General features: G+C 71.6%; 19 protein-coding genes. 13 read left to right on the forward strand and 6 right to left on the reverse strand.

The annotated features are described in order from the left end of the window. Positions 1-110 precede the first annotated feature (110 nt). From AB1K56_RS16955 to AB1K56_RS16965, 3 genes are all read left to right on the forward strand, one after another. Positions 111-605 (forward strand): ureidoglycolate lyase, encoded by a 495-nt coding sequence (locus tag AB1K56_RS16955; protein ID WP_371206619.1) that lies wholly within the window; start codon positions 111-113, stop codon positions 603-605. Continuing rightward, positions 602-2,056 carry an FAD-dependent oxidoreductase gene (locus AB1K56_RS16960; RefSeq protein ID WP_371206620.1) on the forward strand — a complete coding sequence of 485 codons (1,455 nt, stop codon included), beginning with the start codon at positions 602-604 and terminating at the stop codon, positions 2,054-2,056. The genes AB1K56_RS16955 and AB1K56_RS16960 overlap by 4 nt, the downstream gene beginning before the upstream one ends. Before the next feature lie 143 nt (positions 2,057-2,199). Further along, positions 2,200-3,129, forward strand: coding sequence for a 2-hydroxyacid dehydrogenase (locus tag AB1K56_RS16965; RefSeq protein ID WP_371206621.1), 930 nt, complete (start codon positions 2,200-2,202; stop codon positions 3,127-3,129). Between the two features lie 87 nt (positions 3,130-3,216). On the opposite strand, the gene AB1K56_RS16970 is transcribed toward AB1K56_RS16965, so the two are convergent. The 6 genes from AB1K56_RS16970 to AB1K56_RS16995 all read right to left on the reverse strand — a co-directional run bounded on the left by AB1K56_RS16970 (position 3,217) and on the right by AB1K56_RS16995 (position 10,274). Then, on the reverse strand, positions 3,217-4,050 hold the full coding sequence (locus AB1K56_RS16970; RefSeq protein ID WP_371206622.1) for a lytic transglycosylase domain-containing protein: 834 nt from the start codon (positions 4,048-4,050) through the stop codon (positions 3,217-3,219). A gap of 115 nt (positions 4,051-4,165) precedes the next feature. Then, positions 4,166-5,377 (reverse strand): ROK family transcriptional regulator, encoded by a 1,212-nt coding sequence (locus AB1K56_RS16975; RefSeq protein ID WP_136586161.1) that lies wholly within the window; start codon positions 5,375-5,377, stop codon positions 4,166-4,168. Between the two features lie 99 nt (positions 5,378-5,476). Further along, positions 5,477-6,697 (reverse strand): multiple monosaccharide ABC transporter permease, encoded by a 1,221-nt coding sequence (mmsB, locus tag AB1K56_RS16980; protein ID WP_136586162.1) that lies wholly within the window; start codon positions 6,695-6,697, stop codon positions 5,477-5,479. 5 nt (positions 6,698-6,702) lie between these two features. After that, positions 6,703-8,232 (reverse strand): multiple monosaccharide ABC transporter ATP-binding protein, encoded by a 1,530-nt coding sequence (mmsA, locus tag AB1K56_RS16985; protein WP_136586163.1) that lies wholly within the window; start codon positions 8,230-8,232, stop codon positions 6,703-6,705. A 117-nt stretch (positions 8,233-8,349) separates the two neighbouring features. Further along, on the reverse strand, positions 8,350-9,468 hold the full coding sequence (chvE, locus tag AB1K56_RS16990; RefSeq protein ID WP_136586164.1) for a multiple monosaccharide ABC transporter substrate-binding protein: 1,119 nt from the start codon (positions 9,466-9,468) through the stop codon (positions 8,350-8,352). A 236-nt stretch (positions 9,469-9,704) separates the two neighbouring features. After that, positions 9,705-10,274 (reverse strand): NTP transferase domain-containing protein, encoded by a 570-nt coding sequence (locus AB1K56_RS16995; protein WP_371206667.1) that lies wholly within the window; start codon positions 10,272-10,274, stop codon positions 9,705-9,707. Positions 10,275-10,325: 51 nt separating this feature from the next. On the opposite strand from AB1K56_RS16995, the gene AB1K56_RS17000 reads away from it, so the two are divergent. The 10 genes from AB1K56_RS17000 to AB1K56_RS17045 all read left to right on the forward strand — a co-directional run bounded on the left by AB1K56_RS17000 (position 10,326) and on the right by AB1K56_RS17045 (position 21,304). Next, on the forward strand, positions 10,326-11,303 hold the full coding sequence (locus tag AB1K56_RS17000; protein ID WP_371206623.1) for an XdhC family protein: 978 nt from the start codon (positions 10,326-10,328) through the stop codon (positions 11,301-11,303). After that, positions 11,300-12,598, forward strand: a complete 1,299-nt coding sequence (locus AB1K56_RS17005) for an amidohydrolase family protein (RefSeq protein WP_371206624.1) — start codon at positions 11,300-11,302, stop codon at positions 12,596-12,598. Before AB1K56_RS17000 ends, AB1K56_RS17005 begins: the two co-directional genes overlap by 4 nt. Further along, a complete protein-coding gene (locus AB1K56_RS17010; protein WP_371206625.1) occupies positions 12,595-13,251 on the forward strand; it encodes a helix-turn-helix domain-containing protein in 657 nt (218 codons plus the stop codon). The genes AB1K56_RS17005 and AB1K56_RS17010 overlap by 4 nt, the downstream gene beginning before the upstream one ends. A 16-nt stretch (positions 13,252-13,267) precedes the next feature. Then, positions 13,268-14,215, forward strand: coding sequence for a 2Fe-2S iron-sulfur cluster-binding protein (locus AB1K56_RS17015; protein ID WP_371206626.1), 948 nt, complete (start codon positions 13,268-13,270; stop codon positions 14,213-14,215). A 470-nt stretch (positions 14,216-14,685) separates the two neighbouring features. Continuing rightward, positions 14,686-15,942: an amidohydrolase family protein gene (locus AB1K56_RS17020; protein ID WP_371206627.1), complete on the forward strand. Its 1,257-nt coding sequence runs from the start codon at positions 14,686-14,688 to the stop codon at positions 15,940-15,942. 27 nt (positions 15,943-15,969) lie between these two features. Beyond that, the gene (locus tag AB1K56_RS17025; protein ID WP_167494159.1) at positions 15,970-16,746 is read left to right on the forward strand and encodes an ABC transporter ATP-binding protein; all 777 of its coding nucleotides are present in this window, start codon (positions 15,970-15,972) and stop codon (positions 16,744-16,746) included. After that, positions 16,743-17,633 carry an ABC transporter permease gene (locus AB1K56_RS17030; protein WP_371206628.1) on the forward strand — a complete coding sequence of 297 codons (891 nt, stop codon included), beginning with the start codon at positions 16,743-16,745 and terminating at the stop codon, positions 17,631-17,633. The genes AB1K56_RS17025 and AB1K56_RS17030 overlap by 4 nt, the downstream gene beginning before the upstream one ends. Positions 17,634-17,759: 126 nt before the next feature. Further along, positions 17,760-18,938 carry an ABC transporter substrate-binding protein gene (locus tag AB1K56_RS17035; protein ID WP_371206629.1) on the forward strand — a complete coding sequence of 393 codons (1,179 nt, stop codon included), beginning with the start codon at positions 17,760-17,762 and terminating at the stop codon, positions 18,936-18,938. A gap of 258 nt (positions 18,939-19,196) precedes the next feature. Further along, entirely contained in the window at positions 19,197-20,528 is a 1,332-nt protein-coding gene (locus AB1K56_RS17040; RefSeq protein ID WP_371206630.1) for an FAD-binding oxidoreductase, read from the forward strand. Beyond that, positions 20,525-21,304, forward strand: coding sequence for a creatininase family protein (locus AB1K56_RS17045; protein ID WP_371206631.1), 780 nt, complete (start codon positions 20,525-20,527; stop codon positions 21,302-21,304). Before AB1K56_RS17040 ends, AB1K56_RS17045 begins: the two co-directional genes overlap by 4 nt. Positions 21,305-21,526: the final 222 nt, after the last annotated feature.

The following is a 21,526-nucleotide window of genomic DNA, read 5'->3' on the forward strand; positions in this document are numbered from 1 at the left end:
GTCGGAGCGGATTTCGGCGGCGTAACAGCGTCGTGAACATGTCCGACAAGTGCTCTGCACGCTTGTTGGACAAGCGTATCGTCGGCGTCACCCGACGAAAGCGAGCCGCCATGACCGACACCCTGAGCGTCCACACCCTGCGATCCGAGATCGTCTCGGCCGACGCCTTCGACCCGTTCGGCGTCGTCCTGACACCCATGGAGGACGGCACCCCGTTCACCGCCGAAGAGGCCGTGCTCGACGTCTCCGGCGGCATCCCGCGCTTCTACCTCATGCACCTCGACGACAAGCCGGCCGCGTTCGTGCGGGTGACCCGCCACCTCGAGACGACCCAAACGCTCATGGCCGTCGGCGACGTGGAGTGGACCATCGCCGTCGCCGCCCCCGGCATCGACGAGCCCGGTCTCGACGATCTGCGCGCCTTCCGCATCCCCCCGCGCACCGCGATCACGATGCGCAAGGGCACCTGGCACGCCGGCCCCTTCTTCGCCGACCCGAGCATGGACTTCGTCAACCTCGAACTCGACGACACCAACGTCTCGGACCACCACAACCACCGCCTCGACGACGCCTTCGGCGTGCGCGTCGAGATCGTCGCGGAGTGAGCGTGCCGAGCCCCCTGCCCGACGCCGCCGCCCGGCTCGCCGCCCTCGAACGCGAGGCGGCCCACCAGGCGGAGGTGAGCGCGGGAGACGGACGATCCTGGGTCGGCGCGAAGGACGGCATCCGCCCGGTGGTCATCGTCGGCGCGGGGCAGGCGGGGCTCGTCCTCGCCCGGGGCCTGCGCCGGCGCGGCATCGACGACGTGGTCGTCGTCGACGCGGCGCCCGCCGACGCGGCGGGGCCCTGGACGACCTACGCGCGCATGCACACCCTGCGCACGCCGAAGGACATCGCCTGGCCCACCTGGGGCACCCCGGCGGTGAGCCCCCGGGCATGGTTCGAGGCCGTCTACGGGGTGGAGGCCTGGCAGGACATCGAGTACTTCCCGACGGCCGCGTGGCAGGGGTTCCTGCGCTGGTACCGCGACGCCTCGGCCGTCACCCCCGTCGCCTCGACCCGCGTGCGCTCCCTCACCGTCGCCGGGGCCGACGACCCCCTCGAGCTGCACCTCGAGGGACCCGACGGCGCGTGGATGCTGCCCGCCCGGCACGTCGTGCTCGCCACGGGCATCGAGGGCGCGGGCGGTCGCCACGTCCCCGCGCTGCTCGAGCGTCTTCCCGCCGGTACGGTGCACCACACGCACGACGACATCGACTTCACCGCTCTCGCGGGCCGGCGCATCGGCATCCTGGGCGCGGGCACCGGGGCGTTCGACAACGCCGCCACGGCCCTCGAGCACGGGGCCGCGAGCGTCGACGTGCACATGCGGCGGCCCGCGATGCCGCAGGTGAGCCCCTACCGCTGGATGGAGTTCGCCGGGCTCATCGAGAACTACGGCTCCTTCACCGACGCGCAGAAGTGGGAGTTCAACGTGCACCTGTCCGCCGTCGACCAGCCGGCGACCCAGAACGCGCTGTGGCGCGCGCACGCGTTCGATTCCTTCCGCTTCCTCACCTCGTCGCCGTGGGAGAGCGTCTCGTGGACGGGGCGCGACATCGCGGTGACCACGCCGCACGGGGTCCACCACTACGACGTCGTGCTCGCCGCGACCGGCATCGCGGCCGACCTCGCCCGACGCCCGGAGCTCGCGGGCGTCGCCGCGGATGCCGCACTGTGGAGCGATCGCCTGTCCCCCGCCGACGCCGCGCGGAACCCGGGCCTGGCCGCCTTCCCCTACCTCGACGACGACTTCGGCCTCGTCAGCCGCAGCGCCCCCGACGCGTCGGCGCTGTCGCGCATCCACATGTTCAACCACGGCGCCCGGATCAGCCAGGGCATGCTGAGCCACCAGATCCCCGGCCTCGTCGGAGGCGCGACGAAGCTCGCCGCCGCCCTGTCGCGGCGACTGTTCCAGCGCGACTCCGACGCGCTGCTCGCGGAGTACCTCGCGTACGACGTGCCGGTGGGGGTGCACATCGGCCGCCGCCCGCAGGCGCCGGTCGCCGTGGGGTGATCGCCCCCCGCGCGGCGGACACGATGCAGGATCATCGGCGCGCGCACACCGCCGCCGGCTGCTCCTGAGGCGGGTAGCGCGCACATCTCCTGCGTCGTGTCCACCCGCGCCGACGCCCCGGCCACGCGAGTAGCGTCGATCGCGTGACGACCTCGATCCCCCTGCTCGTGTCCGTTCCCACCGCCCAGCTGCGCGACGACCTGGGCGAGCTGCCCGACGGCGTCGAGGTGGTGGTGTGGGACATGCAGGATGCCGCGCCCCGAGAGCGCTTCGACATGGTCGTGCCGCCGTACATGTCGATGGACGGCGTGGTCGAACGGCTGAGCGAGATCGAAGTCGGCCTCGTGCAGGGCCAGTCGATCGGCTACGACGACGTCGAGGGGCGCCTCCCCGACGGGCTCGTCTTCGCCAACGCCTCGAGCGTGCACGAGACCGCCACCTCGGAGCTCGCCGTCACCCTCGCGCTGGCCGCCCAGCGGCGCCTCCCCGACATCGTCCGCGCCCAGGACCGCGGCGAGTGGACCGGCGGCGGGGCGCCCGGGCTGGCCGACGCCCGCGTCACGCTCCTCGGGTTCGGCGGCGTCGGTCGGGCGATCGCCGCGCGCCTCAAGCCCTTCGAGGTGCGCCTGCGCGCGATCGCCTCGCACGGCCGCCTGCAGGACGACGTCGAGGTGTTCCCGCTCGGGAAGCTCGCCGAAGTGCTCGCCGACACCGACATCCTCATCGCGTCGCTGCCCGGCGGCGACGCCACGCGCCACCTCATCGACGACGAGGCCCTCGCCGCCCTCCCCGACGGAGCGCTCGTCGTGAACGTCGGTCGCGGTCCGCTCATCGACACCGACGCCCTGGTCGACCACGTCCGCCGCGGACGCATCCGCGTGGCGCTCGATGTCACCGACCCCGAGCCGCTCCCCGCGGGGCACCCGCTGTGGAGCCTCCCGGGCGCGCTCATCGCCCCGCACGTGGGAGGGGCGACGGATGCCATGCGCCCCCGCATCGCTCGTCTCGTGCGGCAGCAGATCGAGCGCCTCGTCGCCGGAGAGGAACCCCTCAACGTCGTGATCGGCGGCTGACCCCAGTATTCGTTCGACGCGCGCCGTCGGGGACGCACGGCGGACGGCGTCCCGGACGCACGGCGGCTCTGCCGGAGGCGAGGGCGTTCAGCCCGCGAGGCGCGCGGAGGAGTTCGCGACGGCCGCGACGTCGTCGACGTAGCTGTCGAGGTGGTTGTACGAGAACACCGCCCGGCGCCAGCCCACGGGGCTCGTCATCTCCCCCGAGGCGCACAGGTAGCGGGCCGCGGCGAGGGCCGCATCGTCGATCTGGTTCGGATCGGCCACGCCGTCGCCGTTCGCGTCGGCACCCCACTGCTCCCACGTCGACGGGATGAACTGCAGGGGTCCCACCGCGCGGTCCCACACGGCATCCCCGTCGAAACGACCCCCGTCCGTATCGGGTATCGCGGCGCTCGCGGAACCGTCGAGCGCGATCCCCCGGATGGGCGGATCCGGGTAGCCGTCGTCGCGCAGGACTCCGCCCGCGTGCCCGCCGTGTCCGGATTCGATCGCTCCGAGGCCGGCGAGCGTGTTCCAGCCGAGGCCGCACCCCGGCTGCTCGACCTGGAGCGTGAGCGCGGCCGAGGCGTACGCGCGCAGGGCGCGGGCGGGGATGCCGGTGCGCGCGGCGGTGTTCGAGGTCCAGGTCGCGTCGGCGACGACGATCGTCGCCCCGGGGTGGGCAGCGGCGACGGCCGGCGCACTCGTCTCCCCCGCTCCCCCGGGCATCGCACCCGACTCCCCGACGCTCGCCGCCGCGGCGTGGTCCCCGGACACCGCGATCGCGGCCGGCCGAGCGGCGACGGGAGTCGTTCGCCGCTCGGCATCGCGCGCCATCGCCTGCGCCTGCGTGCACAGGATGCCCACGCCGATCACGGCGCCGACGAGCGCGATCAGCCAGGGCCAGATCGGCCGGCGCACGACGCTGTCGGGCTCCACGGACACCTCCCGGCGCCCTCGGGCCGGGCGCTCGGGTGCCACCGTAGGCGCCGCCGGGTGCGTGCTGTTGAACGAGCGGGATACGGCATCCGACGCGGCCCACCCCGGCCTCGGGTCAGCCCCGGAAGCCCGCCGGGTTCGACAGCAGGTCGGCGAACGCGAGCTCGGCGGGGCCGATGAGCATGAGCCGCGAGCGCAGGTGGGCGCGCTCGAGGCGGATCGTGCGCCCCTCGGCACCCAGGGGATGCACGCGGACCGCGTCGGCGAGCCGCTCCCTGCTCACCGACAGGAGCGCCCCGAGATAGCCCGAGAGCACGACGGTCTCGGGTGCGAAGGCGTTGACGAAGTTGGTCAGCGCGAGGGAGAGCATCTCGACCTGGCGCGTGACCTCGGTCATCACCCGCGGGTTGCGGGCCACGCCCAGCTCGACGTCGAGCTCGTCCTCGTCGAGCTTGCGGCGACCCAGGAGAGGCTCGAGGATGTCGAGGCTGACCTCGGCCTCGAGGCATCCGCGCCGCCCGCACACGCATCCGCGGCCGCGCGGATCGACGACCGTGTGGCCGAGCTCGCCGGCGTAACCGGAGGTGCCGCGCAGGAGCGTTCCGTCGATGATGAGCCCGCCGCCGATGCTGTGCATCGCCCCGCCGAGGTAGAGCAGGTTGCCGACGCCCACCCCGACGCCGAAGCGCGACTCGGCGAGAGCGCCGATGCTCGCGTCGTTGCCCGCCGTCACCGGCATCCCGAGCTCGTCGCTCAGGCGCGCGGAGACCGGGTCGCGCTTCCAACCGAGGGTCGGCGACACCAGCACCGAGCCGTTGGCGTTGACCAGGCCTGGAACCGCCAGGCCCGCCCCGACCACGCGGTAGTGGCGGTCGATGTCGGCGCGCATCGCCTCGACCGACGACGCGACGATCTGCACGAAGCGTCGGGGCGACGGTGCCGAGGCGGTGTCGTGCCGCAGTCGCGCGTGCACCACTCCGCCGAGGCCGACGAGCGCCACGGTGACCGCGTGCGGCTCGGCGCGGACGCTCAGGGCGGCGACGTGGTCTTCGGGCTCGAGGTCGAGGGTCGGGCGTCCGACCTTGCCGGTGCGCTCCCCGCTCGGGGCCTCGCGCACGAGCCCGAGCTCGGTGAGCTCCATGATCAGGCCGGTCACGGTCGACCTGTTGAGGCCGGTCGTCGCACCCAGCTGCGCGCGTGAGAGCGCTCCCCGCGAATGCAGCAGCGACAGCACCGACGCGAGGTTCTGCTGCCGGATCAGGTCGTTCGTCGTACGACCGGCCGGGGGCGCGAGCGGGGTCGCGGGCTCGAACACGGCAGGGGTCATGAGGGGAGCACCTCCCCCATCATCCCATCGGAGCGATGCGGGCGGGAATCGCGGCGACGCGGATGGGGAGCGGGCCCCGGGGCCGCGCTCCCCATCCGGTCAGACACCGCCGTTGCGGCGCTTGTTGAAGATGTCGAACGCGACGGCCAGCAGGAGCACGATGCCCTTGATCGCCATCTGCCAGGCGGCGTCGACGCTCAGGATCGACAGACCCATGTTGAGCACGCCCATGACCAGACCGCCGACGACCGCGCCGACGACCGTGCCGATACCGCCCTGCACGGCCGCGCCTCCGATGAACACCGCCGCGATGGCATCCAGCTCGTAGTTCTGACCGGCGGATGCCACGGCCCCACCGGCGCGCGCGGTGCTGACCACCGCGGCCAGACCCGCCAGCACGCCCATGTTCACGAAGATGAAGAAGTTGACCCACTTCGTCTTCACACCGCTCATCACCGCGGCGAACAGGTTGCCGCCCATCGCGTAGATGTGACGGCCGAAGGTCGTGCGGTTGAGCACGAAGGTGTACGCCAGCACGAGCACCGCGAGGATGATCAGCACGATCGGGGTGCCGTTGTAGGCGGCGATGGTGAAGGCGACCGCCATGATCGCGACGACCGCGATCGCGTTCTTCAGCCAGAACGACCAGGCCAGCTCGCGGGGCAGCTCGAGACGGCGCAGCGTCGCGCGGGTGCGCAGCTGCTGCACGACGAGCAGCACGCACGCGATCGCGCCGAGGACGAGGGTGAGGCTGTCCCAGTTGCCGAGGTAGCCGAGGAAGGGCGGCAGCCAGCCCGCACCGATCGCGGTGAAACCGTCGGGCAGACCGCTGATCGTGCCGCCGGTGAGCAGCACGAGCGTGAGCCCGCGGAAGAGCAGCATGCCCGCGAGGGTGACGATGAACGCCGGGATGCCGACGAAGGCGACCCAGAAGCCCTGCCACGCGCCGACCACGGCGCCGACGACGAGCGAGAGCAGCACCGCGACGAACCAGGGCAGGCCCCACTGGTTCATCGCGATCGCCGCGATCGCACCGACCATGGCGACCACCGAGCCGACCGACAGGTCGATGTGCCCGGCGATGATCACCATGACCATGCCGATCGCCAAGATCAGCACATAGGCGTTCTGCTGGATCAGGTTGTTGACGTTGCCCGGCATGAGCAGGCGGCCGCCCGTGAGCACCTGGAACAGCACGATGATGATGACGAGCGCGGCGAGGATGCCGAACTGACGGAAGTTGATGCGCGCGAGCAGGCCGCGACGCCGCGGTCCGGGTTGCGTCGGCGCGTCGACCGTCTGGGTGGATGCGGTGGCCATGTGAGTCAGTTCCTTCCGGCGGTCATGTGCCGCATGAGGGTCTCCTGGGTGGCGTCGTCGCGGCTGACCTCGGCCGTGATGCGTCCCTCGGAGATCGTGTAGATGCGGTCGGAGAGGCCGATGACCTCGGGCAGCTCCGACGAGATGACGATGACGGCCTTGCCCTGGGCCGCGAGTTCGTTGATGATCCCGTAGATCTCGTACTTGGCCCCGACGTCGATGCCGCGGGTGGGCTCGTCGAGGATCAGCACGTCGGGTCCGGTGAACATCCACTTCGACAGGACCACCTTCTGCTGGTTGCCTCCGGAGAGGCGACCGGTGATCGCGGCGACGCTGGGCGCCTTGATGTTCATCTTGTAGCGGTACGAGTCCGCGACCTTGTACTCGCGGTACCGGTCGACCACGCCGAGGCGGGCGAGCCGGGCCAGGGCGGATGCCGAGACGTTGACCTGGATGTCGCCGATGAGGTTCAGACCGTACTTCTTGCGGTCCTCGGTGGCGTAGGCGATGCCGTGCTTGATCGCGGCGTCGACGGTGCGCACGTCGATCTGCCGGCCGTTCTTGTACACCTCGCCCGAGATGCCCGTGCCGTACATGCGACCGAAGATGCTCATCGCGAGCTCCGTGCGACCGGCGCCCATGAGCCCGGCGAAGCCGACGATCTCTCCGGCGCGCACCATGAACGACGCGTCCTGAATGACGACGCGCTCGGTGTCGACGGGGTGGTGCACGGTCCAGTTCTCGACGCGGAACAGCTCGTCGCCGATGTCGGGTTCGCGCGGCGGGAAGAGGCTGTTGAGGTCGCGGCCGACCATGGCGCGGATGATGCGCCCCTCGTCGGTCTCGGGGTCGGAGCGGTGCATCGTCTCGATCGTGCGTCCGTCGCGGATGATCGTGATGCGGTCGGAGATGCGCAGCACCTCTTTGAGCTTGTGGCTGATGATGATGCAGGTGATGCCCTGCGTGCGCAGCTGGTCGATGAGATCGAGCAGGTGCGCGGAGTCGTCGTCGTTGAGCGCGGCGGTGGGCTCGTCGAGGATGAGGAGCTTGACCTCCTTCGCGAGCGCCTTCGCGATCTCGACGAGCTGCTGCTTGCCGACGCCGAGCTCGTAGATCTTCGTCGCGGGGTTCTCGCGCAGCCCCACGCGCTTGAGCAGGTCGGCCGCGGCGGTGTTGGTGGCGTTCCAGTCGATGACGCCGCGCTTTGACTTCTCGTTGCCGAGGAAGATGTTCTCGGCGATCGACAGGTAGGGGCTGAGTGCGAGCTCCTGGTGGATGATGACGATTCCGGCGGCCTCACTGTCGTTGATCGAGCGGAACGCCATCTGCTCGCCCTCGAGGGTGATCGTGCCGTCGAACGTGCCGGCCGGGTAGACCCCGCTGAGCACCTTCATCAGCGTCGACTTCCCGGCGCCGTTCTCGCCGCAGATCGCGTGCACCTCACCGCGGTACACGTCGATCGACACGTCGGCCAGGGCCGGCACGCCGTTGAACGACTTCGAGATCCCCGCCATGCGCAGGATCGGTTCGGTCATGGTGTGTTTCCTCCGTCAACTCGCTCGCCGAGGCGGCGAGGATCGAGCGGCGGGGCGGGCGAACCCGCCCCGCCGCGAGTGAGCCGGGGCGGGCGGACCCGCCCCGGCCGGTGGGGCTCAGAGCCCGACGTCGGAGGCCTTCAGGAAGCCCGAGTCGATGAGCTTGGACTGCACGTCGTCCTTGACGACGACCTCGGGGGTCAGCAGGTACGAGGGCACGACCTTCTTGCCGTTGTCGTAGGTCTTGGTGTCGTTGACCTCGACGGTCTTGCCGTCCTTGATCTCCTGGATCATCGTGAAGACGCGGTCACCGAGGGCACGGGTGTCCTTCCAGACCGTCATGGCCTGCAGCCCGTCGAGGATCGCCTTGACGTTGGCCTTGTCGGCATCCTGACCCGTGATGATCGGGTAGTCCGCTCCGGCGGTGTAGCCGGCCGACTTCAGCGACGCCTCGATACCGATGGCGAGGCTGTCGTTGGGCGAGAGCACGACGTTGACCTTCTTGCCGTCGCCGTAGAACGACGAGAGGCGGTTGTCCATCTCGGCCTGCGCCTTGTCGGAGGCCCAGCCCTGGATGCCGATCGAGGCCCAGGCGTCGTCGTTGGCGGGCGACTTGCCGCTGGGCACGACCAGCTGACCCTTGTCGACGTACGGCTTCAGGACGTCCCACGCGCCGGCGAAGAAGAATTTCGCGTTGTTGTCGTCGGGGCTGCCGGCGAAGGGCTCGAGGTTGTACGGGCCCTTGCCGTCCTTCAGGCCGAGCTGCGTCTCGATGTACTGGCCCTGCAGGGTGCCGACCTTGTAGTTGTCGAACGTGGCGTAGTAGTCGACGTTCTCGCTGCCGTTGATCAGGCGGTCGTAGGCGATGACCGTGGCGTTCTGCGCCTTGGCCTCCTGCAGCACGGGGCCGAGGGTCGAACCGTCGATCGCGGCGATGACGAGGATCTTCGCGCCACCCGAGATCTGGTTCTGGATCTGGCTGATCTGCTGGTCGGTCTTGTTGTCGGCGTACTGCAGGTCGACGGTGCAGCCGGCGTCCTGCAGCTTCTTCTGCAGCTGCTCGCCGTCGTTGATCCAGCGCTCCAGGCTGCGGGTCGGCATCGCGATGCCGACGTTGCAGTCGCCGCTCGCGCCGCCAGCGTCTCCGCCGCCGTCGGCGGGGCGCGTCGAGCTGCAGGCTCCGAGGCCCACCGCGAGCGCGGCGATGGCCGCACCGGTCAGGATTTTCTTCAGCATGTGATCTGCGTTCCTCTCTGAACAGCAGGGACCGTGTGGTCCGTACCCGCGCCCTCCCCGGCGTCGGATCGGGTACGTCGTCGTCCCGGCACTCTGGTCCGTCGAATTATGACGGCTCCGAAAAAATATCCATCGTCGAGGGTTTTGTCTATAGGCACGTCAAAATTGCCGATGCCCGTGATCGGACCGTGATCGAACGGTCGGGAGCGGCTGATCGAGGGGCCTTCCGAGCGGGGTCAGCGCACGTCGTGATCCGCGCCCGACCACAGGTCGGCGCACTCGACGAGCGTGGCGTCCTGGGCGATCAGGTACGGCCGCGCGCCCACGTCGCCGCGCACCGCCGACGCCAGGGCGGACCAGTGCGCGCGACCGAGCAGCACCGGATGACCGGGGACGCCGTCGTACACGGCCTGCGCCAGCGCGTCGGCACCGGCGTGCCGGATCAGCCGCGCCACCGCCGCCGGCACCAGCTCCGGGGTGTCGACGGGGACGACGACCGCCGCGACCCCCGGCCCGGACGCGAGCGCCCCGAGCCCCGCGCGCAGCGACGCCGCCATCCCCGACGCCCAGTCGGCGACGCGCACGATCGCGACCCCGTCGGGCACGAGCTCCTCAGCCGCGTCGGCCCCGGCTCCGAGCGCGACGGTGACGTCGCGGCATCCGCCCTCTCGCAACGCGCGCACGGCGAGGGCGAGCCACGGCGCCCCGGCGGGTGTGCGGGCGAGGGCCTTGGGGCCGCCGAAACGGCGACCCGCACCCGCGGCGAGGACGAGTCCCGAGACGGCGACGGCGGGCTCGGCGGGCATGGTCACGACAGCGTAGCGTGCGCGAAACACGCCCCGATTACCGTCGTCCCCATGCTCGATCTGGCCGCTGACCTGGTGCCGCTCCTGGACGCCGGGGTCCCCCTCGCGGCCGTCACGGTCACCGCCGTCGTGCGCAGCGCACCGCGCGGCGTGGGCGCGAGCCTCGTCGTAACCCGCGACGCGCGGGTCATCGGATCGATCTCGGGAGGGTGCGTCGAGAACGACGCCGTCATGCTCGGGCTCGACGCCCTGCGCACCGGTGCCGTGCGCCGCGCCCGGTTCGGCTTCACCGACGACGGCACTGTGACCCCGATCGCCGCGGGCCTCGCGTGCGGGGGCGCGGTCGACGTGGTCGCGTATCCGCTCGACGAGAGCGTGCGACCGGCGCTCGACGCCGCGCGGGAGGGGCGCCGCGCGAGCGTCCGCCTCGACCTCGACGGCGAGCCGCTCGTGCTCGAGAGGGTCGCCGCGCCGCGGCTGATCATCCTCGGCGCCGGCGAGCACGCGGCGGCGCTCTGCCGGCTCGGCGCGGCCGCCGGATTCCGCGTCACGGTGTGCGACGACTGGGCGCTGCTGGCCACGCGCGAGCGGTTCCCCGACGCCGCCGAGGTCGTCGTCGCCGCCCCCCACGACTACCTGGCCACCCTCGACGACGCCGACGAGCGCACGGCGGTGTGCGTGCTGACGCACGACGAGCGCCTCGACGTGCCCGCCCTGCGCGCGGCCCTGCGGATGCCGGTCGGATTCGTCGGCGCCATGGGCGCGCGGGCCACCGTCGCCCGTCGCGCGCAGCTGCTGCGCCACGCGGGGGTGACGGATGCCGAGCTCGCGCGCCTGCACTCCCCCCTCGGCCTCGACCTGGGCGGCGCCTCGCCCGAAGAGACCGCCCTGTCGGTGGTCGCCGAGATCGTGGCATCCCGTCACGCGGCCGATGCGCGGCCGCTGCGCGAGGGCTCCGCCGGTCGCCTGCACCGCGGCGAGGCGTCGTCGACGGATGCCGCCGCTTCGTGCGCCGCGAGGAGCGCATGAGCGTCGTCGTGGTGCGCGGCGCGGTCGCCGTCGTCGAGGAGGCGGGCCGCACGCGCACGGGCGACGTCGTGATCGTCGACGGGCGCGTCGACGACACGGCCGACACGGCCGGAGCGCGCGTCATCGACGCGAGCGGATGCGTCGTCACGCCGGGCCTCGTCAACGCCCACCACCACCTGCTGCAGACGGCGTTCCGGACACTGCCCGGAACCCGCGGCATCCCGATGCGCGACTGGCTCCCCGCGATGGCCGCCGCGTACACCGAGGCCGTCGTCGACCCGGAGCTGACGCTCCTCGCCGCGCGCGCGGGCCTCGCCGAAGCGCTGCTGAGCGGGGTGACCACCGTCGCCGATCACCATCTGACCTGGCCGAGCGGGGCCGACACGGTGGGAATGGCGCGGGCCGCGGCGGACGCCGCCGCCGGACTCGGCGCACGCCTGACGTTCGTGCGGGGAGCCGCGCGCGACGACCCCCAGGAGGCTGCCGCCTCGGCCGACGACATCGTGCGCGCCCTGCTGCCGGACGTCCACGGCGGCGTGTCGCACGACGGGATGCTGCAGGTCGCCGTCGGTCCGGCGGGCGTGCACAGCGACCCCCGCGAGACGTTCGAGCTGCTCGGCGAGGTCGCGCGCGCGCACGGACTCCGGCGGCGCACGCAGGCGAACGAGGTCGTCGACGTCGAGATCGCGCGCGAGCGGTACGGTCGGCGGCCCCTCGACCTGCTGGAGGAGTGGGGCTGGCTCGCCCCCGACGTCACCCTCGCCCACCTCTGCGACGTCACCGACGACGAGATCGCCCGCCTCGCGGCATCCGGGATCACCGCCACCCACGCACCCGGCTGCGACGTGCCGATGGGATGGGGCGTCGCCCCGGTGCGACGGCTCCTCGACGCGGGGCTCGCGGTCGGGCTCGGCACCAGCGGCGGCGGCAGCAACGACGCGGGGCACCTGCTCGCCGACGCGCGCCTGGCCCTGCAGGTCTCGGCGCTCGTGGGGCCGCAGCTGGCGGCATCCGAGGTGCTCGCGATGGCCACGGCGGGCTCCGCCGACGGTCTCGGGCGCCCCGAGCTCGGACGACTGACGCCGGGATCGGCCGCAGACCTGTGCCTGTGGGACGTCACGGGCGTCGCCGACGCGGGAGTCGCCGACCCCGTCGCCGGGTTGCTGTGGGCCTCTCCCGGACGCCGCCCGCGCACCGTCGTCGTCGCCGGACGGGTCGTGGTCGACGAGGGCCGCCTGCTCACCGCCGACGAGCACGCGGTCGTCGCCGATCTCTTCGAGAGGGTGGCACGATGACGTCCATGGCACCACCGGCGGTCCCCTTCTCTCCCACGGACCCGTCCTCCCCCGCGGACGACCCCCTCACCAGCGACGAGCGCCTGGGCGCCCACCTGCGCGGCCTGCGCAAAGCGCGCGGCCTCACGCTCACCCAGCTCGCCGAGGCGGCCGAATTGTCGCATCCGTTCCTCAGCCAGCTCGAACGCGGACTCGCCCGGCCGAGCATGGCGAGCCTCGAGCGACTCGCGCGCGCCCTGGGCACGAGCCGTGTCGAACTGATCGCGGGCTCCGAGCCCCCGCGCGCCGACGCCGACGCGCAGCCGTCGTTCGTCGCGGCCGGACAGGGCGTGAGCGGGCCGTACGCCGAGGGCACCGCGCGCCTGCTCGCGGAGGGGCCGCGTCGCTTCGAGCCGCTGGAGTTCACCGGCTCCAACCCGCAGCCGGGCGATCACTACGTGCACGACGAAGACGAGTTCCTCACCGTCCTGGAGGGCTCCGTCGTCATCTCGTTCGGGCCGTTCGGCGAGCGCACGCTGCGCGTGGGCGACTCCGTCTACTGCCGCTCCGGCACGCCGCACCGCTGGCACTCCCCCGACGGCACGCCCTACCGCCTGCTGATCGTGAAAGAGGTCGTGCACGGCGACGGCGCCGACGACCCGACCGACGTCTGACCGAGAAGGAGAACGCGTGAGTGCAGGGGTGAGCTTCGAGGCCGTGGTCCGCGAGCGACGGGATGCCGCCGACGGCGTCGTCGTACTCGACCTCGAGCGCACGACCGGCACGCTGCCGCACTGGTCGCCCGGGGCGCACATCGACGTCGTGCTGCCCGGGGGGATCGAGCGGCAGTACTCGCTGTGCGGATCGCCGTCGGCGCGCGGAACCTGGCGCATCGGCGTCCTGCGCGAGCGCGAGGGCTCGGTGTGGCTGCACGAGAACGCGCACGTCGGAGAGACGCTGCGCGTGCGGGGACCCGCGAACCACTTCCTCTTCGCCCCCACCGCGGGCCGGTCGTACGTGTTCGTCGCGGGCGGTATCGGGATCACGCCGATCCTGCCGATGGTCGAGGCCGCCGAGGCCGCGGGCGTGGCCTGGACGCTGCTCTACGTCGGACGATCGCGCTCGACGATGGCGTTCGTCGACGAGCTCGAGACGCGGTACGGCGAGCGCGTCGAGGTGTTCGCCGGCGACGAGGGGCGCCGACTGGACATCGACGACCGACTGGGCACGCCCGTCGCGCGCACGGTCGTGTACGCGTGCGGTCCCACCCGGCTGCTCGACGCCCTCGACGCCACGATGTCGGTGTGGCCCCGCGGCAGCCTGCACGTCGAGCGGTTCGAGGCGAAGGTTCTCGGCCCGCCCGTGTGGTCGGAGCCCTTCGAGGTCGACCTCATGATGTCGGGGCTGACGGTCACGGTGCCGCCCGAGCGGTCGATCCTCGACGTCGTCGAGGAGAACGGCATCGTGGTGCCCTCGAGCTGCCGGGTCGGAACCTGCGGAACGTGCGAGGTCGCCGTCGTCGACGGTGAGATCGAGCACCGCGATTCGGTGCTCTCCCCGGAGGAACAGGATGCCAACCGCACGATGATGCCGTGCGTCTCGCGCGCGGCGTGCGAGCGGATCACGCTGGAGCTGTAGAGCCGCGGCTGGTCCCGGGGGCTTCGACAAGCTCAGCCACCCGCGCCGAGGTCCCTGAGCTCGTCGAAGGGACCGGTACCCCCGGTCACGCTCAGCGGCTTCGACAAGCTCAGCCACCCGCGCCGAGGTCCCTGAGCTCGTCGAAGGGACCGGAGGCTTCGACAGGCTCAGCCACCCGAGTCGAGGTCCCTGAGCTCGTCGAAGGGACCGGAGGCTTCGACAGGCTCAGCCACCCCGGTCGAGGTCCCGCGAGGCTTCGACGGGCTCAGCCGCCTCGGTGTGCCCCACCTGTCCGACATGTTTGTCACGAGGGTCACGCGGGAGAAATACGGCGGAAACGCACGCTTCCTAGCATCGGATCAACGCCGGATGTTGGTCACACCAACACTGGAACCGCCGCTCAGACGGCTCGCCCCACTGCCGTGGCTCCCCTCTCGACGTCTGTCTTCCCGAGTCCCCCGGAGGCCCCCGTGTCTGCCGCTCCACCCGTCACCATCGCCGCCCTGCGCGGCGCGCGCCTCGCCTCCGGCGCGACCGTCGACATCGCGCTCGACGGCGACGAGGTCGTCGCGGTGGTCCCGGCCGGCAGCCCGCTCCCCGACACCGACGGCATCGTCCTCGACCTGACCGGCTACCTCGTCACGGCGGCCGCCGCCGAACCGCACGCGCACCTCGACAAGTCCCAGTCGTGGGATGCCATCCGCCCCCCGTTCGGCGACCTCGAACGCGCGATCGAGAGCTGGCACGCCTACGCCCTCACCCTCGACGAAGACGACACGCTGCGCCGGGCCCGTTCCACGGCGCTGCGGATGCTGGCATCCGGGATCACCTCCGTTCGCACCCACGTCGACCTGCTGCGCGGCGACGACCCGCTGACCGGCGTGCGCGCCCTCGTCCGCCTGCGTGACGAGCTCGACGGCCTCATGGACATCGAGCTCGTCGCCCTCGGCGGACCCACGATCGCCGACGAGGTGTTTGAGGCCGCGCTCGACGCCGGCGTCGACCTCGTCGGCGGCGCCCCGCACCTCGCCGACGCCCCGATCGCCGACCTCGAGCGCCTCATCGCCCTCGCGCGACGTCACGACGTGGGCCTCGACCTGCACACCGACGAGAGCCTCGCCGGCGCCGACACCCTGGCCGCCTACGCGCGGGCCGTCACGGGGTGGCACCGTCCGCGCTCCGCCGGACACTGCGTGCGCCTGAGCATGATGCCCGCGACCGACCTCGCCGCCCTCGCCGCCGACGTGCGTGCGGCCGACATCGGCGTGATCGCCCTGCCCATCACCAACCTCTACCTGCAGGGGTGGGACACCGACCACGCCGTCCCCCGCGGCATCGCGCCGATCGGCCGCCTCAAGGCAGCCGGAGTGCGCGTCGCCGCCGGCGCCGACAACGTGCGCGACCCGTTCAATCCGGTCGGTCGCTGCGACCACCTCGAGACCGCGTCGCTGCTCGTCAGCGCCGGACACCTCGCCCCCGAGGACGCTCTCGAGGCCGTCACGACCGGGGCGCGAAACGTGATGGGCCTGCCGTTCGCGGGGCCCGTCGCCGGCGCCCGCGCCGACCTCGTCGCGGTGAAAGCCGCCTCGCTGGGGGACGCCGTCGCGTTCGCCAGCGCCGACCGCGTGGTGATCCACCGCGGTCGCCTCGTCAGCCGCACGACCGTCTCGACCGAGACCGCGGCATCCGTCCCCACCCGCACCGCCGCACCCGCGACGGCGTCCTGACCCGACCCCACGGAAAGTGAGCGCCCCGTGACCCTGGCCTCTCCCGCCCCGGCATCCGTCGCGGATCCCACCGCGCCGATCCTGGACTTCCGCAACGTCGCCATGACGTTCCCCAACGGCACCACCGCCCTCTCGGGCGTCGACCTCACCGTCGAGCGCGGCGAGTTCGTCAGCGTCGTCGGCCCCTCGGGCTGCGGCAAGTCGACGCTCCTGCGCATCGCCTCGGGCCTCGAGTCCGCCAGCGAGGGCACCGCGACGGTCAACACCGATCGCATCGGCTACGTCTTCCAGGACGCGACCCTGCTGCCCTGGCGCGACGTGCAGGCCAACGTCGAACTGCTCGCCGAGCTCAACTGGCAGCCCAAGCGCGTGCGCACCCCGAAGGCCCAGTGGGCGATCGACCTCGTCGGCCTCAAAGGCTTCGAGAAGCACCTGCCGAAGCAGATGTCGGGCGGCATGAAGATGCGCGCCTCGCTCGCCCGCTCGCTCACCCTCGACCCCGAGCTCTTCCTCTTCGACGAGCCCTTCGGAGCGCTCGACGAGATCACCCGCGAGCGCCTGAACGACGAACTCATCAAGATCTTCGTCGAGCAGAAGTTCGGCGGGCTCTTCATCACCCACTCGGTCTCGGAGGCCATCTACCTCTCCACGAAGGTCGTGGTGATGTCGGGACGCCCCGGCCACCTCGTCGACACCTTCGAGGTCCCCTTCGACATGCCGCGCGACCCCGAGATCCGCTACACCGCCGAGTTCGCGAAGCTCGTCGGCGAGGTCTCCCACGCCCTCCGGGAAGGACACTCATGAGCACCACCTCCGCTGAGCCGGTCGTCGACCAGGCGACCGTACCCCCGGCATCCATCCCTCCGATCGAGCCGCCCCGCACCCGCACCGCCCGCCGCCGACGCGGCTTCGGAGCCCGGGCTGCCGTCATCGGACCCCCGCTCGCCGTTCTCGTCGTGCTCCTCGGCGGGTGGTACGCCGTGTCGATCGCCCTGGCCGCGTCGGGCAAGGGCTTCCTCATGCCGATGCCTCACGAGATGTTCACGCTCGGGTTCTTCGACCCGCAGGTCGGCGCCGACATCTGGGTCGCCCTGTTCCGCACCACCGGGGTCGCGCTCACGGGCCTCGCCGTGGCGATGATCCTCGGCATCGGCTGGGCCATCGCGATGTCGCTGGCGCGCTGGGTCGAGCGCTCGACGTACGCCTACGCGGTGATGCTGCAGTGCATCCCGATCCTCGCCCTCGTGCCCCTCGTCGGCTTCTGGTTCGGCTATGAATTCACGGCCCGCGTCATCGTCTGCGTCCTGATCGCCCTCTTCCCGATGGTGTCGAACACGCTGTTCGGCCTGCAGTCGGTCGACAAGTCGCAGCGCGAGCTGTTCCGCCTGCAGAAGGCGAACAAGTGGACCGTGCTCACCAAGCTCACCCTGCCGGCCGCCCTGCCCTCGATCTTCGTCGGCATGCGCACCTCGGCGGGCCTCTCGGTCATCGGCGCGATCGTCGGCGACTACTTCTTCCGCCGCGGCGAGCCGGGCATCGGCTCGCTCATCGCCAACTACCAGTCGCGCCTGCAGAGCGCCGAGCTGTTCGCCGCCATCCTCGCGGCCTGCCTCCTCGGTGTCGCGATCTTCGCGTTCTTCGGCTGGCTGTCGAAGGTGGCCGTCGGCCGCTGGTACGAGAGCGCCCTCTAGACCCCCGGATGCCGCAGCGCAGCTCCTCCCGCACGCACGTGCGGGAGGCGGCATCCGGCGTACCCGAAAACCCGCAGCTTCATCTCCCGCACCCGAGCTCCACCTCGTCACAGAAAGCGAACCAGCATGCAGCGCTCCACCCTTCTCCGCGGCACCGCCGTCACCGGCGCCGTCGCGATCGCCCTGACCCTGACCTCGTGCGCCGGAAGCGCCGCCGAGCAGGCCGCCCCCGCCACCGACATGCCGATCGGCGCCGTCGACCTGTCGGCGGACTGCCCCTCGACGATCGTCGTGCAGACCGACTGGAACCCCGAGTCCGAGCACGGTCACCTCTACGAGATGATCAAGGACGACTACACGATCGACGCCAACACCAAGGCCGTCACCGGCCCCCTGATGTCGGACGGCGAATACACCGGCGTCAACCTCGAGATCCGCGCCGGAGGACCCGCGATCGGCTTCCAGACGGTCTCGGCGCAGATGTACCAGGACGACAAGATCACCCTCGGATACGTCAGCACCGACGAGGCGATCCAGCTCTCGTCGACCACGCCCACCAAGGCCGTCTTCGCCCCGCTCGACATCAGCCCGACCATGGTGATGTGGGACCCCGCGACCTACCCCGACGTCAAGACCATCGACGACGTCAAGGGCGCCCTGTCGGCGAAGGGCGGCGTGTGGCGCTACTTCGACGGGTCGGCCTACATCGAGTACCTCAAGAGCGCGGGTCTCGCCGACGCGTCCATCCTCGACGGCTCGTACGACGGCACGCCCTCGAACTTCGTCGCCGCGGGCGGCAAGGACATGCAGCAGGGCTTCGCCTCAGCCGAGCCGTACGTCTACCAGAACGAGGTCTCGGCGTGGGGCAAGCCCGTCGACTTCGCGCTGATCCACGACGCCGGATGGCAGACCTACCAGTCGTCGATGTCGGTGAAGGCCGCTGACTTCGACACGCTCTCGCCCTGCCTGTCGAAGCTCGTCCCCGTGCTGCAGAAGGCCGGCGTCGCGTACTACAAGGACCCGTCCGCGACGAACGACCTCATCCTGAAGCTCGTCGACGAGTACGCCACCGGCTGGACCTACACCCAGGGCGTGGCCGACTACTCGGTCAAGACGCAGATCGACCTCGGCCTGGTCGGCGACGGCCCCGACTCGACTTACGGCAACTTCGACGACGACCGCTTCGCGGACTTCTTCGACAAGGCGAGCAAGGTCTACACCGACCTCGGCACCCCGCCGGCGTCGGGCTACACCCCGGCCGACCTCTACACGAACGAGTTCATCGACACCTCGATCTCGTTCTGACCCGACGGCCCGGTCCGCCTCGCGCGGGCCGGGCCGTTCCCGGAGCCGCTCCCGCAGACCGAAGCCGGGCCCCCGCCCCGGGCGCCGGCCCGGCCCGGCCCCTGACACAACGCAGGAGATCCGACGCCCGATGCCGGCCCGGCGCGCGAGATCGGGCCGACCGATGAGAGCACTCCTGCGTTGTGCACCGTCGCGGCGAAAGCTGCGACATCCACCCATCGGCATCCACCCCCATCCGTTCCACCCGGAGAACCACCCATGAGCGACACCGCCACCCGCGTCCTCTCCCTCGAGGACGACCTGCTCGACCTGCTCGGCCCCGCGGCCGTCAGCACCGAACCGCGCGTTCGCGAACGCGCCAGCGTCGACGGCTCGCCGATGTCGCCGATCATCGCGGCGAAACTGCCCCTGGGCCTGGCCGACCTCGTGGTGTTCGCCGAGAACGCCGAGCAGATCGCCACCGCGGTCGCCGCGGCCGCCCGCCACGGCGTCCCCGTGACGGTGCGGGGCAAGGGCACCGGCAACTACGGCCAGGCCATCCCGATGCACGGCGGCCTCGTCGTCGACACCACGCGCGCCAAGGCCATCGTCGAGGTCGGCGACGGCTACATCACCGCGGAGGCGGGCACCCCGATGGTCCTGCTCGAGCAGGCCGCGTGGGCCGCGGGACAGGCGCTGTGGATGTACCCCTCCACCGCGCAGTCGACCCTCGGCGGCTTCCTCTCCGGAGGCTCGGGCGGCACCGGCTCGATCGAGCACGGCTCCAACGACCGCGGCTTCGTCGCCGCCCTCGACGTCGTGCACGCCGACGGCAGCGACGAGATCCACCACGTCGAGGGCGACGAGGCTCAGAAGTACGTGCACAACTACGGCACCGCCGGCGTCATCGTGCGCGCGACCGTCCGGCTCGAGCCGCTGCGCGAATGGCGCGGGCTATGGGCGAGCTTCCCCGACTTCGCCGGCACCCTTTCGGTGATCCAGGCGATCGGCACGCTCGACCCCTCGCCGCGCCTGGTCTCGGGCGACGGGCCCGAGATCTCGGCATCCCTCCCCTCCGACGAGGCCATCCCGGAGGGCCGGTCGAGCCTGCGGGTCATCCTGGACACCGGGCAGATCGACGCCGTGACCGCGATCATCGAGGGCGCCGGCGGCCGCGTCGAGGCCGTGCGCGAGGGACCGCAGGCCAGCATCCGCCTGTCGATGCTCAGCTACAACCACCCGATCGAGTGGTACCAGAAGAGCCAGCCGCACGAGGTGTTCCACCTCGAGGTGGCCGGGGCGCCCCTGGCCGACGACATCGCGGCGGTCGAGGCGGTGTTCCCCGGCTCGCACCTGCACATCGAGTCGACCAAGGCGTTCCCGATCGGCATGCTCGCCGCGCCCTACGTCAGCGAGGAGGACGTGTACCGCGGCATCGCCGAGTTGAACGCGATCGGCGTCGGCGTGCACAACCCGCACCAATGGAACGTCGACTTCAACGTCGAGCAGACCGTCGAGACCGCGCGCTCGACCGACCCGAACGGGCTGCTGAACCCCGGCAAGCTCGACCCCGACTACGCCGGCGCGCGCAAGGGAGCGATCATCTCATGACCCGTCTGCTGGCCGAGCTGAGCGGACCCGCCGCCGCCGAGGCCCTCACCGAGAAGTCGATCGTGGTCCTGCCCACGGGCGCGATCGAGCACCACGGTCCGCACCTGCCCCTGGCGACGGATGCCATCGTCGCCGAGGCCTCCGCGACGGCCGCCGTCGCGCGGGCTGCGGCGCAGGGCCTGGACGTCTGGCAGCTGCCGACCCTGTCGATCACGAAGTCGGACGAGCACTCGTGGGCTCCCGGGACGCTGTGGCTCACGCCCGAGACGATGATGCAGACGATCGTCGACATCGGCCGGTCGCTGTTGACGACCCGCGCCCGCACGCTCGTCTTCCTCAACGGGCACGGCGGCAACGTCGCCCTGCTGAACGTCGCGAACCGGGAGCTGCGCCGCCGCTTCGGCCTGCGCACGTTCTTCATGCCCGCCGCGCGCGTTCCCTCGTTCGACGGCACCGACGGGGGTCCGAACGAGCACGGCACCGGCATCCACGCCGGGCACGGCGAGACGAGCATGATCATGCACCTGCGGCCGGAGCTCGTGGATGCATCGAAATTCGAGGCGACCGTCCCCGCGCACATCGGCGACTTCCGGCACATCGGATTCAACGGCAAGCCCGTCACGTTCGGGTGGCTGTCGAACGACTTCGGCCCGACCGGCGTGCTCGGCGACCCGACGGGCGCGAACGCCGCGCACGGTGCGCAGCTGTTCGAGGACAGCGTCTCGTTCGTCGTCGAGGCGCTCGAGGAGATCAGCCGATTCGACTACACGGCGTGAGGGGTTCGGGGCGGGCACGACACCTGCAGATCCGGGCCTTCGACCGGGCGACGGGCGGCCGCGCGCCACGACGCAGGAGATGCTCGCCGCAGCCGTCATCACGCGGTCTCCACGGTTCGGTGGGCGCGGTTCTCCTGCGTACTGTCGGGCCCACCCGCTGCGCCACGGCCCCCGCCGACTTTCTCTTCCGCGGCGGGGGCGGCGGCGGTGTCTCGCGCCTCA

It is taken from the genome of Microbacterium sp. BWR-S6Y (genome assembly GCF_041379845.1).
Taxonomy (GTDB): Bacteria; Actinomycetota; Actinomycetes; order Actinomycetales; family Microbacteriaceae; genus Microbacterium; species Microbacterium hydrothermale.

Excerpts from the sequence above, each read along its gene's own strand:
- AB1K56_RS17010 (WP_371206625.1), top strand. The coding sequence starts at position 12,595 with ATGACGTCCATGGCACCACCGGCGGTCCCCTTCTCTCCCACGGACCCG.
- mmsA (WP_136586163.1), bottom strand. The coding sequence starts at position 8,232 with ATGACCGAACCGATCCTGCGCATGGCGGGGATCTCGAAGTCGTTCAAC.
- AB1K56_RS16975 (WP_136586161.1), bottom strand. The coding sequence starts at position 5,377 with ATGACCCCTGCCGTGTTCGAGCCCGCGACCCCGCTCGCGCCCCCGGCC.
- AB1K56_RS17000 (WP_371206623.1), top strand. The coding sequence starts at position 10,326 with ATGCTCGATCTGGCCGCTGACCTGGTGCCGCTCCTGGACGCCGGGGTC.
- AB1K56_RS16995 (WP_371206667.1), bottom strand. The coding sequence starts at position 10,274 with ATGCCCGCCGAGCCCGCCGTCGCCGTCTCGGGACTCGTCCTCGCCGCG.
- AB1K56_RS17005 (WP_371206624.1), top strand. The coding sequence starts at position 11,300 with ATGAGCGTCGTCGTGGTGCGCGGCGCGGTCGCCGTCGTCGAGGAGGCG.
- AB1K56_RS16955 (WP_371206619.1), top strand. The coding sequence starts at position 111 with ATGACCGACACCCTGAGCGTCCACACCCTGCGATCCGAGATCGTCTCG.
- AB1K56_RS17045 (WP_371206631.1), top strand. The coding sequence starts at position 20,525 with ATGACCCGTCTGCTGGCCGAGCTGAGCGGACCCGCCGCCGCCGAGGCC.
- AB1K56_RS17040 (WP_371206630.1), top strand. The coding sequence starts at position 19,197 with ATGAGCGACACCGCCACCCGCGTCCTCTCCCTCGAGGACGACCTGCTC.
- chvE (WP_136586164.1), bottom strand. The coding sequence starts at position 9,468 with ATGCTGAAGAAAATCCTGACCGGTGCGGCCATCGCCGCGCTCGCGGTG.
- AB1K56_RS17035 (WP_371206629.1), top strand. The coding sequence starts at position 17,760 with ATGCAGCGCTCCACCCTTCTCCGCGGCACCGCCGTCACCGGCGCCGTC.
- mmsB (WP_136586162.1), bottom strand. The coding sequence starts at position 6,697 with ATGGCCACCGCATCCACCCAGACGGTCGACGCGCCGACGCAACCCGGA.
- AB1K56_RS17030 (WP_371206628.1), top strand. The coding sequence starts at position 16,743 with ATGAGCACCACCTCCGCTGAGCCGGTCGTCGACCAGGCGACCGTACCC.